This is a genomic window from Ruegeria sp. CDSC045 (assembly GCF_059610725.1).
This window is the reverse complement of the sequence record NZ_JBXWOE010000003.1, coordinates 158232-173095: the sequence shown is the minus strand read 5'-3', so window position 1 is coordinate 173095 and position 14864 is coordinate 158232. Positions and strand designations below refer to the sequence as shown.

The 14864-nt window shown below is 57.5% G+C and carries 13 protein-coding genes; 5 read left to right on the top strand and 8 right to left on the bottom strand.

The features are described 5' to 3' along the window. Positions 1 to 84 precede the first annotated feature (84 nt). The 4 genes from betC to AC2FH6_RS08105 all read right to left on the bottom strand — a co-directional run bounded on the left by betC (position 85) and on the right by AC2FH6_RS08105 (position 3798). Positions 85 to 1593 carry a choline-sulfatase gene (betC, locus tag AC2FH6_RS08120; RefSeq protein WP_496702019.1) on the bottom strand — a complete coding sequence of 503 codons (1509 nt, stop codon included), beginning with the start codon at positions 1591 to 1593 and terminating at the stop codon, positions 85 to 87. After that, positions 1590 to 2162 (bottom strand): choline-binding transcriptional repressor BetI, encoded by a 573-nt coding sequence (betI, locus tag AC2FH6_RS08115; RefSeq protein WP_271949443.1) that lies wholly within the window; start codon positions 2160 to 2162, stop codon positions 1590 to 1592. The genes betC and betI overlap by 4 nt, the downstream gene beginning before the upstream one ends. Positions 2163 to 2249: 87 nt before the next feature. Next, positions 2250 to 3158 (bottom strand): DMT family transporter, encoded by a 909-nt coding sequence (locus AC2FH6_RS08110; RefSeq protein WP_496702017.1) that lies wholly within the window; start codon positions 3156 to 3158, stop codon positions 2250 to 2252. A 40-nt stretch (positions 3159 to 3198) separates the two neighbouring features. Then, complete coding sequence (locus AC2FH6_RS08105) at positions 3199 to 3798, bottom strand: LysE/ArgO family amino acid transporter (RefSeq protein ID WP_282021478.1); 600 nt, start codon at positions 3796 to 3798, stop codon at positions 3199 to 3201. Positions 3799 to 3884: 86 nt separating this feature from the next. Here AC2FH6_RS08105 and AC2FH6_RS08100 point away from each other — a divergent pair, with 86 nt between their 5' ends. Next, positions 3885 to 4769, top strand: a complete 885-nt coding sequence (locus tag AC2FH6_RS08100; RefSeq protein ID WP_496693833.1) for a LysR family transcriptional regulator ArgP — start codon at positions 3885 to 3887, stop codon at positions 4767 to 4769. Positions 4770 to 4783: 14 nt separating this feature from the next. Here AC2FH6_RS08100 and AC2FH6_RS08095 read toward each other — a convergent pair whose 3' ends face one another. Both AC2FH6_RS08095 and AC2FH6_RS08090 read right to left on the bottom strand, forming a co-directional pair. After that, positions 4784 to 6055, bottom strand: a complete 1272-nt coding sequence (locus AC2FH6_RS08095; protein WP_496702015.1) for a permease — start codon at positions 6053 to 6055, stop codon at positions 4784 to 4786. A gap of 135 nt (positions 6056 to 6190) precedes the next feature. Then, complete coding sequence (locus AC2FH6_RS08090; protein ID WP_142636775.1) at positions 6191 to 6931, bottom strand: YebC/PmpR family DNA-binding transcriptional regulator; 741 nt, start codon at positions 6929 to 6931, stop codon at positions 6191 to 6193. Between the two features lie 110 nt (positions 6932 to 7041). Between AC2FH6_RS08090 and AC2FH6_RS08085 the strand changes: the two genes are divergently transcribed. From AC2FH6_RS08085 to AC2FH6_RS08070, 4 genes are all read left to right on the top strand, one after another. Further along, entirely contained in the window at positions 7042 to 8814 is a 1773-nt protein-coding gene (locus tag AC2FH6_RS08085; RefSeq protein WP_142636773.1) for an SLC13 family permease, read from the top strand. 17 nt (positions 8815 to 8831) lie between these two features. After that, a complete protein-coding gene (locus AC2FH6_RS08080) occupies positions 8832 to 9566 on the top strand; it encodes a glutamine amidotransferase (RefSeq protein ID WP_496702013.1) in 735 nt (244 codons plus the stop codon). 72 nt (positions 9567 to 9638) lie between these two features. Then, positions 9639 to 10496, top strand: coding sequence for a bile acid:sodium symporter family protein (locus AC2FH6_RS08075; protein ID WP_496690945.1), 858 nt, complete (start codon positions 9639 to 9641; stop codon positions 10494 to 10496). 11 nt (positions 10497 to 10507) lie between these two features. Continuing rightward, positions 10508 to 12169 carry an FAD-binding dehydrogenase gene (locus AC2FH6_RS08070; protein WP_496702011.1) on the top strand — a complete coding sequence of 554 codons (1662 nt, stop codon included), beginning with the start codon at positions 10508 to 10510 and terminating at the stop codon, positions 12167 to 12169. Here the strand turns inward: AC2FH6_RS08070 and AC2FH6_RS08065 are convergent, their stop codons facing one another. Together AC2FH6_RS08065 and AC2FH6_RS08060 are read right to left on the bottom strand one after the other, a co-directional pair. Next, positions 12170 to 12916 (bottom strand): YbaY family lipoprotein, encoded by a 747-nt coding sequence (locus tag AC2FH6_RS08065; RefSeq protein WP_496702009.1) that lies wholly within the window; start codon positions 12914 to 12916, stop codon positions 12170 to 12172. A gap of 96 nt (positions 12917 to 13012) precedes the next feature. Further along, a complete protein-coding gene (locus tag AC2FH6_RS08060; protein ID WP_496702007.1) occupies positions 13013 to 14791 on the bottom strand; it encodes an SLC13 family permease in 1779 nt (592 codons plus the stop codon). Positions 14792 to 14864: the final 73 nt, after the last annotated feature.

The window sequence follows — 14864 nt, the reverse complement described above, 5'->3', positions numbered from 1 at the left end:
TCGGGTCTCCATTCTCAACCGGAGCCAAGATTTTTCATCGAAAAATCTCTGCCTGACCGGAGAGGGTCTTGTTAATTCGGGTTGTTACTCTCCGCGTGGAAAGCGTTGGCTTTCCTCGACGATATTCAGATCCATGTGGTTACGCATGTACCGCTCAGATGCTTTCTGCAGGGGCTGGTAGTCCCACGGATAATACCCGCCCTGGCGCAACGCCTCGTACACGACCCAGCGACGCGCCTGGCTGGCGCGAACTTCGGCGTCGAACCGATCCAGATCCCAACGGGCATCGGACTTGGCACGCAAGGTCTGCAACGTTCCTGCATGCTCTGGCCTGTCTGCGAGGTTCTCCAACTCGGAAGGGTCCGTCTCGAGGTCGAACAGTTGATCAGGGTCTAGCGCACATCGGTTGTATTTCCATTTGCCATAGCGCAAGGACACCAGTGGCGCATAAGAGGCCTCGGCCGCATATTCCATTGCAACCGGCGCACTGCGTTCGTGACCCTTGGCCAGCGGCACAAGGTTTTCGCCATCTGTCCAGGGCGCGATCTCTTCCATATCGACACCGGCCAGAGCGCCCAAAGTCGGCGTCACATCTATGGTCGAAACCGGAGCGTCGATCCGGCCCGCTGGCAGATCGGGTGCACAGATCATCAGCGGGACGCGGGATGACCCTTCGTAGAAAGTCATCTTGAACCACAGCCCGCGCTCACCCAGCATATCGCCATGGTCCGAGACAAACAGGATGATCGCCTCTTGCCGCGTGGTTTCCAGCACCTCGAGTATCTCGCCGACCTTGTCGTCCAGATACGAGATATTGGCGAAATAGGCGCGGCGTGATTTGCGGGTATCTTCTTGAGTGATGTCAAAGCTGCGCCAGTCATTGGCGTCAAAAATCCGTTTCGAATGCGGGTCCTGATTATCATAACCAAGGTCGGCAATCTCGGGCAGAAGGTGCTCGCAATCTTCGTACAGGTCCCAGTATTTGCGACGTGCAACATAGGGATCATGCGGGTGGGTAAAGCTTACAGTCAGGCACCATGGACGGTCGTCCTTGCCACGGGCCAGATCGTATAGCTTGGACTTGGCGTTATAGGCCACCTCGTCATCATATTCCATTTGGTTGGAAATCTCGGCTACACCTGCGCCCGTGACCGAACCCATATTGTGATACCACCAGTCAATCCGCTCGCCTGGTTTACGGTAGTCCGGGGTCCAGCCGAAATCGGCGGGGTAGATGTCGGTGGTTAGGCGATCTTCAAACCCGTGCAACTGATCGGGCCCGACGAAATGCATCTTGCCCGACAGACAGGTATAGTACCCTGCACGGCGCAGATGGTGGGCATATGTCGGAATATCACTGCCAAACTCGGCGGCATTGTCATAGACACCAGTGCGCGACGGCAACTGACCAGACATAAAACTGGCCCGACCCGGCGCACACAGGGGCGACGCCGTATAGGCATTCGCAAATCGCGTGGATCGTTCGGCCAGCTTTTTCAGGTTTGGCGCATGCAGCCAATCGACAGGACCGTCAGGAAAAAGGGTCCCGTTCAACTGATCCACCATCAGGATCAGAATATTAGGTTTTGTCATTTCTCGGCCTCGAGCAAGGTGCTGAGCACGCGCATCGCGTGGTTTACAGCCAGTTGCGGTTCTTCCGGGGCGCTCAGCGCGGCGTGGATATAAAGTCCGTCGATCAAGGCGATCATGTTCCCGGCCGCCTCAACCGGATCGGCCAAATGCGGGCGCAGCGCATAAACCAGGTTCGACCGGATACGGGCCTGATAAATCTGCCACAATCGCAGGGCGTCGTCATTAGTCTGCGCAAGAACGTAGAACGTCATCCACGCTGCCGTCACATCCGGCGTGAAACAGGATGGGGCAAAGCATGCCCGGATGATCGCCTGCGCGCGCCCACTTGGCGTGGCTGCTTTCAGTTCGGACCGGACCTCTGCCCCGAAATCCGACAGGATGCGGCGCATCGCTGCCAGAAAAATCTGATCTTTTCCGCCGAAATAGTGATGTGCCAGCGCGCTGGACATGCCAGCCCGCTTAGCGATCTGGCTGACGGTTACATCGAGGGATTTTTTCGACCCGAGCTCAGCAATCGTTGCCTTTACGATCGCATCACGGCGGATTGGCTCCATTCCGAGTTTCGGCATCCGTACCCCTCAACTGCTTTTGATAGAAAAACGCTAGGAGATTTTTATTGACTCGTCAATTAATAACGTTTTTTCGGCAGAAATCGGCTAAAGTTTAGGTGCAATACTGGGGGTCGTCAGGCTGCTGCGGTTCAACACGGCCTCGCGCCAGGCAATAAAACTGACTGCCAACAGAATCAGCGTGCCCCCGGCGACCACCCACAAATCTACGCTTTCGTGGAAAACCAACGCCCCAACCAGCGTGGCCCAGATCAGCTGTAAGAATGTGACGGGCTGCGTCACTGCTACAGGGGCGGCCTGCAGGGCCAATGTCATCAGATAGTGTCCAAGTGTGGCAAAACAGGCAACTAGAAACAGCACACCCAAATCATGGAGACTTGGAGGGGACCACACGGCAATGGCAAAAGGTATCAGCGCTATCGTCACCCATATGGACATATGTGCAACCACGACCGAGGGCGGCAGATCTCGCACCAGCATCTTGGCCAGCAGGTAGGACGCACCAAGCGTCAACGAAGTCCCCAACATGGTCACGTGACCAACCGAGATATCCCGAAACCCAGGTCGGAGAATAATTGCTACACCGATCAATGCGACACCAATGGCGGCAATCCGGCGGAAGGCTAGCTTCTCGCCTAGAAACAGCACAGCACCCAATGTGACATAGACAGGCGTCATGTAGTTCATAGCCGTGACTTCGGCCAACGGAATTCGGGTCATGGAAAAGAACCACAGCATCACGGCAATGGCGTGAACCACCCCGCGGATGCCGAACAGTGTCAAATGCCTCCGTGTCAGAGGTGTCGTAACGATCAGCCTTAACGCTGGCAGTAGGAACACCAACCCAAAGACAAAGCGCAGAAATGCGGCCTGTATCGGGTCCATGGAGGTGCCCAGAGATTTGACGAGCGCAGTCATGACAACAAAGGACAGACCGGCGGAAAACATCCAGAACATTCCCGCCAATGGCCGATAGGTGTTAGGTTGAGTTGTCATGTTAACGGTTCAACACCGAAACACAGGTGGGAACAAGACCTCAGATCGCCACCAGCTTGGCCGCAATCGCCAGCATGACAAAACCGATAACAACATCCAGCACCTGCCATGCCCTTGGGCGGGCAAAGACCGGCGACAGAATCCTTGCCCCGTAGCCCAACGAGAAGAAGAAGACAAAGCTGGACAGCATCGCTCCAATAGCAAAGGCCAACCGGTCATCATATTGTGCAGATATCGACCCGATCAGAACCACCGTGTCCAGATAGACATGCGGATTCAACCAGGTGAATGCCAGCACGGTCAGCAGGACAGACCTCAGACTTGAACGTGTCCCTTCACTGACATCCATGGAAGACCCGCCGTGCCAGGCCGATAGCAGGCTGCGCAACCCGTACCAGGTCAGAAACACAGCCCCGCCAAAGCGCATGACCGGCTCGAACCAAGGAGCAGTCTGAGCAAGCGTTCCGAACCCGGCAACCCCTGCCGCAATCAGAATGGCATCCGATACGGCGCAGGTCAGGCATAGGGCAAAAACATGTTCGCGGCGCAGCCCTTGACGCAGGACAAAGGCGTTCTGCGCACCAATGGCCAAAATCAGACTAAAGCCCAGAGCGAATCCGGAAATCAGAGATGCGGACATGAAACCTCCTGTGTTCGATTTGATTGACTAGAGCCAGTCAGTCGATTTATCAAATTAAAGAAGTTACACCTGGTTAAGCTCTGCTAATGTTGCTGGATCCCAATCACCTTGCCGCACTTTCGGCCATTCTACGCCACGGAAGCTTTGACGCCGCCGCCACAGAGCTGTCGGTGACGCCTTCAGCGATATCGCAGCGGATCAAGTCATTAGAGGATCGGATAGGCGCCGCTCTGATCACTCGTGGTGCGCCCTGCACAGCGACACCCGCCGGCTTGCGCATTGCCAGATACGCCGAGGATATCGGGCTGCTTGAGGCACAGCTGGCCCGTGAACTTGCGTTGGAGGGAACCTCTGGCCCGACCCAGGTGCGCATTGCAATTCCTGCAGACAGTTTGGCCACATGGTTCATCGCTGCGATGGCCCAAACAGATGAGTTGCTGTTCGATCTGGTAATTGATGACCAGGACCATTCGGCCGATTGGTTGCGCCGCGGTGAGGTCAGCGCGGCTGTTACCACCGGAGGGCAACCGGTCTCTGGCTGCGATGCCCATCCACTTGGGGATTTCAGGTATATTCCAACGGCCAGCCCAGGTTTTATGCAAAAATGGTTCCGGGACGGTGTAACCAAAAGCAGCCTTGCCATAGCACCGTGCCTGACCTTCAATCAAAAGGACGGTCTTCAGAAAGCCTGGTTTGCGAGAGAGTTTGGGCACCACATTTCCCCGCCATCGCATTTTCTGCCATCCTCACACGGGTTTGTGGATGCAGCGATCGCCGGCATCGGGTGGGGAATGAACCCGATTGAGCTGGTACAAAAGCCTTTGGCAGATGGCCTGTTGTGCCCCTTGATACCAGACACGCCCCTTGATGTTCCGCTGACCTGGCAGGTCGGGCGTGTCTTATCCTCGGCCCTTTCGCCGCTGACCGCCGCTGTAAAGCGCGCGGCTGTCGACGCGCTTATTCAACGATAGACAGGATTGGCCGATCAGGATGGCTCGGGCGCTTTAGGAATTGGCGTGACCACCCGGTAACAGGCAAAAGCTGCGATCAGGCTCACCAAGACAACGATCAAAACCGCCGCCGAGACCTCGTGCATATGTGCCAGACCAGCCAGCGCCGCCGACACGATGACCGCAACAATCCGCGAGATGCTTTTCACCGCAGCCGCCCCTTTGACCCGCTGATCAAACGGGGCGATATCCAGAAAATACAACTTTCGGGCACTGCTGATGCCTGTAACCGCCACGGTCACCACAAACAGGGCAACCGCGTGAGTGTGCACTTGATGACCGATATGGAGGTAATGGACCGCCAGCAGCCCTGCTCCGGTCAAGGCCACCATCAGAGTTCCGGATACCATGACCGCCCGGTGGGATTTCAGGTTAACAAACTGCCACAAAGGCGCAGAGACCAGATATCCAGAGGCCGACGAAATGATCATTGCGGTAAGACCTTTGGCCGAACTGTGATGTGCCTCGGCCGCCATCAGGGCAAAGAACGGAACCGATAGACTGACAACCACAATCGGAAGGCGCATGACCATATAGCGCCGGAACCAGGTCTGGTTGAACATCGCCAGAATATCGGTGAAATATTCGGACCAATGTCTTTTGCTTACGTCCTCAGGCGCTGTGGAAATTTTCTGATGCGGAACTTCGGACATCGCCAGGATTGATAGGCCAGACAACAGAAAAAACACCACTGCAACTCCGATCACAACCGAATGGCGCGCAAACGGTGGGTTGCCCAGCGTGATTTGATGGACCAACAGAACAAGACCGATTGCGCCCAATCCGCCGGCGCCTAACTGCAGATATCGCATGATCATCCGTGACCTGGACTGAACGTGCACGCCCAGCAGGTCAGTAAGCAGCAATGTCTGGATCTCACCCACAAGACCGATCAAAAAAAATGCGGCGATAAAGGCTGTGGCCGTGAACACGAGACTACCCGTCGCGGCCGCCGCCAGAGCCATGACAAGGCAGGCCCCGATCAATACTTCGGTCATAGCGATGCTGCGTTTCTTCTGTTCGCGCAGCGCAATGACCTGGGCCAGAAACACGTCGGCGATCATGCTGCCGACCATGCGGATTGAAACCAGCGCGCCGGCGATGAACATCGGAAGTTCCAGCGAAACCGCAAGAAATGGCAAGACAATGGACGGGCTGCCAAGGGTCCAGGCGACCTGCGACAGAATACTCTGCCCGGTCAAAACAGGCACATTGCGTTTGGCCAAATCAAATTGAGGTTCGGTCATCTGCTCTTTGACTCGCTGCTTCAGCTATTCGACCCAGCCTATGGGTTCGAACCTGATCGGCCAATAGCCCTATCCTCCAACCAACAAAAAACCCGGCCTGACGGCCGGGTTTCCAAATCTCAAGATGGGGGCAGATCAAAGCTGCGCCATCACCTCATCCGAGGCTTCGAAATTGGTTGTGACGCGCTGAACGTCATCATCATCTTCCAGCGCATCCACCAACTTCATCAGCTTTTGCATATCCTCAAGCCCCAGCTCGGTCGTGGTGCTTGGCTTCCAAACCAGTTTGGTGGATTCCGTTTCACCCAGCGCGGCCTCGAGCGCGTTCGAGACGTCGTTCAGATCGGTGTCGGCGCACCAGATGATATGACCTTCGTCCGAGCTTTCAACATCTTCCGCGCCTGCCTCAATGGCCGCTTCGAACACGGTGTCGGCATCACCAACCGTATCTGGATAGACCACTTCACCCTTGCGTTCGAACATAAAGCCGACGGAGCCGGTCTCGCCAAGATTGCCGCCATTCTTGGAAAAGGTCGAGCGCACGGTCGATGCGGTCCGGTTCCGGTTGTCGGTCATCGTCTCGACGATGACGGCCACTCCGTTGGGGCCATAGCCCTCATACCGGATTTCTTCGTATTCGTCGCCATCGCCCGCCTGCGATTTCTTGATCGCCCGGTCGATCACGTCTTTGGGGACCGAGTTCGACTTGGCCTCTTTCACCGCCAGACGCAGACGCGGGTTCTTGTCGGGATCGGGGTCGCCCATCTTAGCGGCAACGGTGATCTCTTTTGACAGCTTGGAAAACAGTTTGGACCGCGCGGCGTCCTGACGTCCCTTGCGGTGCTGGATATTGGCCCATTTGGAGTGGCCTGCCATGGTGCGTCCTCGTGATAGTGATTGCGTATTTGGCGCCCATATAGACGTTTGCGGGCCATGGGATCAAGAGACCGGCTTGCGACGGCTTCTTCTGCGAGTATGTTGGCGGTATGACGACAGATCAGATCATACTTTTCGCTCTCTTTGCCACTGTATTCGGAATGCTGCTTTGGGGGCGGTTTCGCTATGATCTTGTTGCGTTTTCCGCGCTTCTGATCGGAGTGGTGTTGGGTGTAGTACCAGTCGATGACGCTTTTGCCGGTTTTGGTCACTCGGCGACCATCATCGTCGCGCTGGTTCTGGTCGTTTCGGCCGGACTGGTCCGGTCCGGTGCGGTATTCCTGATCACGCGATCCTTGGTTGACGCGTCACGCGGCCTTGGGGCCCATATCGCCTTGATGGGCGGTATCGGGGCGGTTCTGTCCGCCTTCATGAATAACGTCGCTGCCTTGGCCCTATTGATGCCGGTCGACATTCAGACCGCACGAAAAGCCGGACGAGCTGTCGGCCTGACCCTAATGCCGCTCAGCTTTGCAACAATTCTGGGTGGGATGGCGACCCTGATTGGCACGCCACCGAACATCATCATCGCCTCAATCCGCGCAGAAACTCTGGGCGAGCCCTTTCGTATGTTCGATTTCGCCCCTGTGGGTGGCATTGCTGCGATTGCCGGGCTTGCTTTTGTCTCACTGGTGGGCTGGCGATTGATCCCGAACCGGGGACCGCAAACCGAAACCTCTGAGGCGCTGGCCGAATATATCGCAGAACTAACCGTCCCACCGGAATCGCCGTTGATCGGCAAACGGGTCAGCGAGCTTTATGAAGATGCCGAGAAATCTGACGTCGCCATCATCGGCCTGATCCGCGACGGCAAGCGCCGCTATGGCCGGTCGGCCCATGCAACACTGAATCAGGGTGACGCGCTGGTGCTTGAGGCCCGCCCCGAGGCGCTGGATGAATTCCGCGCGGCGCTGAAGCTGGATTTTTCGGACACACGTCGACAGGAGCTTCTGACCGCTGAAGGCGACGGGCTGGAAGTCGTCGAGGTTGTCGTGACCGAAAACGCCCGCATCACCGGGCGTACGGCGCAGGGGTTGGGATTGGCATGGCGGCAGAGCACCGTTTTGATGGGCATTTCGCGCCAGGGCCGCAGCATCACCGAACAGGTCCGCAAAACCGAGGTTGAGGCTGGCGACATCCTGTTGTTGCTGTGCCCGCGTGATCGCAGCGCCGATGTGACCGAATGGCTGGGATGCCTACCGCTGGCCCAACGCGGTCTGAACGTCACCGCCAATGAAAAGGCATGGCTTGCGATTGGCCTGTTTGCCACCGCGGTGCTGGCGGCCAGTGTTGGGCTGATCTACCTGCCGGTCGCATTGGGGCTTGTTGTGGTTGCCTATGTGCTGACCAAGATCATGCCAATCGCGGATCTCTATACTCACATCGAATGGCCGGTGGTCGTTTTGCTGGGCTCGATGATCCCCCTGGGCAGCGCGCTGGAAACCTCGGGCGGCACCGAACTGATCGCCAATGCGCTGATCCAGTTAACTAACGGCCTGCCTGCATGGGCTATTCTGACCGTTCTGATGGTGGTCACCATGACCCTGTCGGACGTGTTGAACAACACCGCTACGGCGATTGTGGCGGCCCCGGTCGGCATTCAGATGGCCCGCACGCTTGAGGTTTCCCCCGACCCGTTTCTGATGACGGTCGCCGTTGCAGCCTCGGCCGCGTTCCTGACACCTATCGGGCATAAGAACAACACGCTGGTTCTGGGTCCGGGTGGCTATCGGTTCGGAGACTACTGGCGCATGGGCCTGCCGCTGGAAATCCTGATCATTGCGGTTTCGATACCCGCCATCCTTGTGTTCTGGCCGCTGTGACGGGTAAGAGCCGTTCCATGAAACAATTTCTGATCCTGCAGTTACGCCCGGAAACCGATGCGTCGGATGCCGAATATGCCTCGATTCTGGACAAGACCGGCCTAAGCCCTGATCAAACTCATCGCATCCGGCTGGATTGCGAAGACCTGCCCGAGGGTTTGGACGTGACAGATTATGCCGGAGTGATCGTCGGCGGCGGCCCCGGCTGTGTCAGCGATGATCCGACTGCAAAGTCGCACATGGATGCCCGAATCGAAGCCGCGATCATGGGCCTGATGCCGCAGATCACCGCGTGCGATCATCCGTTCATGGGGTGCTGCTATGGGCTAGGTATTCTTACCGCGCATCTGGGTGGTGATGTCAGCAAGGACCAGTTCGGAGAGCCCGTCGGCCCCTCGACCTGCCACGTGACAGAGGACGGTGCGACCGATCCACTGATCTCGGGGCTGGGTCAGAGTTTTGATGCGTTTGTGGGCCATAAAGAGGCTGTGCAATCCCTGCCAGAAGGGTGCGTGCATCTGCTTGCCTCGGACCCTTGCCCGTTCCAGATGATCCGCTGGGGCCAGAATGTCTATGCCACACAGTTCCACCCCGAGGCTGATGCCCGCGACTTTGAAGAACGTATCACCATCTACAAACACCACGGCTATTTCCCGCCCGAAGATGCGCAGCGTCTGATCGACATTTGCCACGCCGCCAATGTCACTCTGCCCGGTGAAATCCTGCGCAGGTTCGCCCAACGCTACGGCTGACCCTACGGCGCGGTTGCCTGCGGCTTTGACCCTCGCTTACGCTAGTCCGAACGGCTTTGGGAGGAGTTGTAGTTGGATCTGCTTATTAATGTCGGCCTGCCACTATCGTTGGCCATAATCATGCTGTCCTTGGGTGTCGGGCTTGAGATCGCCGATTTCCGCCGGGTTGTCAGCAGACGATACCCTTTTGCGATAGGGGCGTTCTGCCAGGTGATCTTGCTTCCCATTGCGGCATTTACGACGGTCAAACTCTTTGCACTGCCACCGGAAATAGCAGTCGGTGTTATGCTCCTCAGCTTTTGCCCCGGCGGTGTTACCAGCAATATCCTGACTAAACTGGCCAAGGGTGATGTCGCTCTTTCCGTCAGCCTGACAGCCATCATCAGCTTGTTGTCGATGGTGACGGTACCCGTATTGGCCGCATGGTCGATCAATCACTTCATGGGCGAGGACGCACCCGAGGTTTCGATCACCGGGCTGGCCATAGCGATGTTCCTGATCACCACCCTGCCCGTCGCCATCGGCGTCAGTATACGGCATTTCGCAAAAGGATTCGCAGAACGTGTCGATGCCCCATTGTCCAAACTGGCTTCGATTCTTTTCGTCCTGATCGTTCTCGCCGCGCTGGCCGGGAACTGGGAAATGTTCGTCGAAAATTTGGGGCTGATGGGGTCGGCGTTGATCACCCTGAACATTGCGCTGCTGCTGATCGGGCTGGGACTGGCCCGCGCCGTGAACCTGTCATGGAACGAGAGCAAGACGATCTCGATCGAAACTGGCATCCAAAACTCGACTCTTGGCATCACATTGGCAGCGCTGATTACCAGCACGGAAAACGGGCTAAGCCCTCTTGCTCTGCCATCGGCCGTCTATGGTATCTTGATGTATGTCGTCGCCCTGCCATTTATCGCCTGGCTGCGCCGCAGCTGAGAGGAAAAAACATGACCAATAACACCGCAGATGCCATTGTCGTTGGGGCTGGGCTGGCCGGGCTTGCGGCCGCGGCCGAGCTAGGCGACCGCGGAAAAAAGGTGATCATACTGGATCAGGAACCCGGTCATTTCCTCGGCGGTCAGGCATTCTGGAGCCTCGGTGGACTGTTCATGGTCGACACGCCAGAACAGCGCAGGATGGGCATCAGGGACAGCCAAGAACTGGCCTTGCGTGACTGGCAGGGCAGCGCGCAGTTTGACCGCGAAGAAGACGCTTGGCCCCGCAAATGGGCCGAGGCCTATGTCGAATTCGCCGCCGGTGAAATGCGGCCCTGGCTGCACGATATGGGGCTGCGATGGTTTCCTGTGGTTGGATGGGCCGAACGTGGCGGTTCTTATGCCGATGGGCATGGCAATTCGGTACCTCGGTTCCACATCACATGGGGCACCGGCCCTGGTGTTCTGGAACATTTCATCCGTCGCGTGCGCGAACATGTCAGCACAGGACTGATCCAGCTGAAGTTCCGCCACCAAGTCAGCCATATCATTATGCAAAACGGCTGTGCCAAAGGCGTCTCGGGAGAGGTCTTGGCTGAGGACGCAGCCGCGCATGGCGCCAAGACCAACCGAGAAGAGGTTGGGGAATTCGAGGTCTATGCTCCTTCGGTCATCGTCAGTTCGGGCGGTATTGGTGGCAATTTCGAAATGGTGCGCAAGAACTGGCCGCGCGACCGCCTGGGCGAACCACCCAAAGACATGATCGCGGGCGTGCCGTTCCACGTTGACGGCCGCATGATCCCCATCAGCGAAAAGGCCGGTGGACATGTGATCAACGGCGACCGGATGTGGCATTACACCGAGGGCGTCAAAAACTGGAACCCGATCTGGCCATCGCACGGAATTCGTATCCTGCCCGGCCCAAGCTCTATGTGGTTTGACGCGCGCGGCAATCGTCTGTTGCCCCCTTGTTTGCCGGGGTTCGACACGTTGGGCACGCTGAAAGAGATCCTGAAGACCGGTTATGAATACAGCTGGTTTGTACTGACGCAGAAAGTCATCAAAAAGGAATTTGCGCTCTCCGGGTCGGAACAGAACCCGGATTTCACCTCGGGCAGCTGGAAAGAGGTTATCCGTCAGCGCATTTTGTCAGGATCTCAAGCCACCGCGCCGGTCGAGGCCTTCAAACAACACGGGGAAGATTTCATCGTTGCCAACACTCTGACCGAACTGGTCAGCGGCATGAACCAACTGGGTGGCGATCTGATCAATGAGGCGCATTTGCGCGCCCAGATCGAAGCGCGGGACTCACAGGTCGACAACCCGTTTACCAAGGACGCGCAGATGGCGGCTATTCTGGCGGCCCGCAACTATCGGGGTGACAGGTTGATCCGCACCGCCAAACCACACAAGTTCCTTGATCCTGCCAATGGGCCGCTAATCGCGGTCAAACTTCACATGCTGACGCGCAAAACGCTGGGCGGTTTGCAGACCAACCTCGACAGTCAGATGATCGGTGCAAACGGTCAGGTCGTTCCCGGGCTGTTCGCCGCAGGAGAGGTCGCCGGTTTCGGCGGCGGCGGCTATCACGGATACAACGCGCTGGAAGGCACATTTCTGGGCGGCTGCATCTTTTCCGGGCGCAACGCAGGACGGTCGCGCGCTGTGGCCTGATTACTGCGTGCGTATGAATTTCAGAACCGGGTCGCCTGCGCTGTCCAGCAGCGCAAGGCTATCGCCCGCCACCGCATAGGACACCACGTTTTGCAGGGCGGCAAAGAACTGATCCTCGACCTGCTCCATCTCGGGCGGGCAGGCCATCAAAGTGGCCGCAATATTGTCTGGAAACGTCAGCGAAGTGCCCGATATCTCGGCCTGCCCGGTGAACCGGTTGCAACCGCCTGAGCCGCTAAAGGCACCGCCTTGCGCAAACTCAAGCTGCGGGGCGCGTTCGCTGTTCAGCACGGCCCCATCCACACCAATCGCCGTCCAGCTTGTGTTTTCCAGCCCCGCCGACGTGGGGCCGCCAGTCTTGACCAACAAAAGGTCGGCTGTATCCGGCGCACCATTGGTCAGGACCGGATACACCGTGTCGGTCGTAAACAGCAGTTGTGACCCACGATATATTGCCCCCCGCACCGCATAGGTCATCCCGTCACGGATCAGAGCATCATCATAGGTCAGTTCAAACTCGGCAGGCACCCCGCTCAGCACGTAGCGCTGCGCAGCCAGCGTTACCGCTGGCGCATCCGCAAGCGATATATCCTGCAGCTCGATATAAAGCGTCGCGTCTTCAGGTACGGCAATCCGTTCGCGATAGGAGACGGTACCGGTCACCGAACCAGCCGATACATCGCTGCCAATCAGCGCCACCATAATCGCACCCATTACGATCAACTGACCAAATTTTGGAAAAGGCATAATCCCGTCCTTTCGTCCAAGTTCTAGAGGAAAAGATTGTGTCTGGATCAGCCTTTACAAGACCGTCAGAGCAAAACCGGCGGGTTCGCGCCGGTGTTACAACGGCCAGATGATCGGAATAAGCAACGAAGCAAGCAACCCTACCGTCAGGTTCAAAGGGATGCCAACCTTCATGAAATCGACAAACCGATATCCCCCCGGACCATAGACCATCATGTTGGTCTGATATCCGATTGGTGTCGCAAAGGATGCAGATGCCGCCAACATCACCGCAACTACCAGCGGCCTTGGGTCTACGCCGACGGCCTGCGCCAACCCGATTGCGATCGGCGTGACCACTACCGCAACGGCGTTGTTGGAGACGAGTTCGGTAAGCACCGAGGTCAAAACATAGATGGCCCAAACGATCAGGAACGGTGGCAGCGCACTAAGCCCAGGTGCGATTGCATCGACGATCAGGGAAACCGCCCCGGATTTATCAAGCGCGGCCCCGATGGCCAGCATCGAGAATATCAATGCCAGAAGTCGCCCTTCGATAAAGGAAAACGCCTCATCCGCGTCTATGCAGCGGGTGACCAGAACCAGAGCGACCGCAAGAATGGACAGCAGCAGAATTGGCGCCACACCTAAAGCAGCCAATACAACGATCCCGATAAGTGCGCCAATCGCCACCGGAGCGTGATTGCGGCGGAACGCCCGCGCCGAGGGCTGTGTCACGTCGACCATATCCATATCAGCGGCAAGCTTCTGGATATCGGCAGGTGATCCCTCCAACAGCAGAGTATCCCCGACTCGCACCACGAGGTCGTCTAGTTGACGACCGATATTCTGGTTCCGCCGATGTACCGCCAGAACGTAGACACCATAGCGGCGGCGCAGGCGCATCACGCCCAGCGTTCGCCCAACCATACGGCACCCCGGTGTGATCAGCACCTCGACCGTTTTGGTCTCGACCGCAGAAACCTGATCAACACGCTTTAACTCTTTGTTGCTTTGCAGGCTCAGCAACTCGGTCATCTCGGTCCGCAGGACCACGCGATCCCCAACCTCAAGCGTCACCCCTTTGAGGTTGCGCCGCAAAGACTCGTCCCCGCGGACCACGTCAATCAGGCGTACGCCGGGGCGTTTGAACAGTTGCACCCCTGTCACCTCGCGCCCGATCAGGTTGCTGTCGGGCGGAATGACGGCCTCGGTGAAGAACTTCATCTTAGAGCGATCACTGAGAAGCGAGGCCATGCTGTCGCGTTCCGGCAGCAGGCGCGGCGCAACAAAGCGCAGATAGATCATGCCGTAGATCACTACTGCGATGCCCAAGGGCGTGACTTCGAAAATCGTGAATGCAGCCAGACCCTGAGATCGCGCGACACCATCCACAAGCAGGTTGGTCGAGGTGCCGATCAGTGTCAGCGTCCCCCCCATGATGGCAGCATAGCTGAGCGGGATCAGCAATTTCGAGGCCGGCACGTTCAACGTGCGGGCAATCTGTACAAAAACCGGGATCATCACGACGACCACGGGTGTGTTTGACACCACCGCCGAGGCCAGAACCACAAACCCCATCAGCATGGCAATCGCGATACGCGGGTTAACCTGTGCCTGTTTCTGCGCAGTTGCGGTAAAGGAATCCAATGCCCCGGTTCTGACCAGAGCCCCCATGACGATGAACATCGCCGCAATCGTCCATGGCGCAGGATTGGACAGAACTGCCAACGCGCTTTGATAGGGCAGGATACCGGTCACCAGCATCAGGGCAACGCCCGCGATGGCGATAACCTCGGTCGGGTAAGCCTCGCGCAGGAACATGACAAACATGCCTGCGACAACCAATAGCGCCACGATCGCGCTGCCCGTTTCTGTCAGTTGAAGAAATTGCATTCGTGGTATTCAGTCCGAACCCTGGCCCAGCTTGCGCGCCCGTCGGGCAGTTTCCCGTATTGCGGGCAGCAGG

What these genes read in the sequence shown, in the direction of transcription:
- AC2FH6_RS08090 (WP_142636775.1), bottom strand. Translation starts at nt 6,931, where the DNA reads ATGGCAGGCCACTCCAAATGGGCCAATATCCAGCACCGCAAGGGACGT.
- AC2FH6_RS08105 (WP_282021478.1), bottom strand. Translation starts at nt 3,798, where the DNA reads ATGTCCGCATCTCTGATTTCCGGATTCGCTCTGGGCTTTAGTCTGATT.
- AC2FH6_RS08080 (WP_496702013.1), top strand. Translation starts at nt 8,832, where the DNA reads ATGAAACAATTTCTGATCCTGCAGTTACGCCCGGAAACCGATGCGTCG.
- betI (WP_271949443.1), bottom strand. Translation starts at nt 2,162, where the DNA reads ATGCCGAAACTCGGAATGGAGCCAATCCGCCGTGATGCGATCGTAAAG.
- AC2FH6_RS08065 (WP_496702009.1), bottom strand. Translation starts at nt 12,916, where the DNA reads ATGCCTTTTCCAAAATTTGGTCAGTTGATCGTAATGGGTGCGATTATG.
- AC2FH6_RS08085 (WP_142636773.1), top strand. Translation starts at nt 7,042, where the DNA reads ATGACGACAGATCAGATCATACTTTTCGCTCTCTTTGCCACTGTATTC.
- betC (WP_496702019.1), bottom strand. Translation starts at nt 1,593, where the DNA reads ATGACAAAACCTAATATTCTGATCCTGATGGTGGATCAGTTGAACGGG.
- AC2FH6_RS08095 (WP_496702015.1), bottom strand. Translation starts at nt 6,055, where the DNA reads ATGACCGAACCTCAATTTGATTTGGCCAAACGCAATGTGCCTGTTTTG.
- AC2FH6_RS08110 (WP_496702017.1), bottom strand. Translation starts at nt 3,158, where the DNA reads ATGACAACTCAACCTAACACCTATCGGCCATTGGCGGGAATGTTCTGG.
- AC2FH6_RS08070 (WP_496702011.1), top strand. Translation starts at nt 10,508, where the DNA reads ATGACCAATAACACCGCAGATGCCATTGTCGTTGGGGCTGGGCTGGCC.
- AC2FH6_RS08060 (WP_496702007.1), bottom strand. Translation starts at nt 14,791, where the DNA reads ATGCAATTTCTTCAACTGACAGAAACGGGCAGCGCGATCGTGGCGCTA.
- AC2FH6_RS08100 (WP_496693833.1), top strand. Translation starts at nt 3,885, where the DNA reads ATGTTGCTGGATCCCAATCACCTTGCCGCACTTTCGGCCATTCTACGC.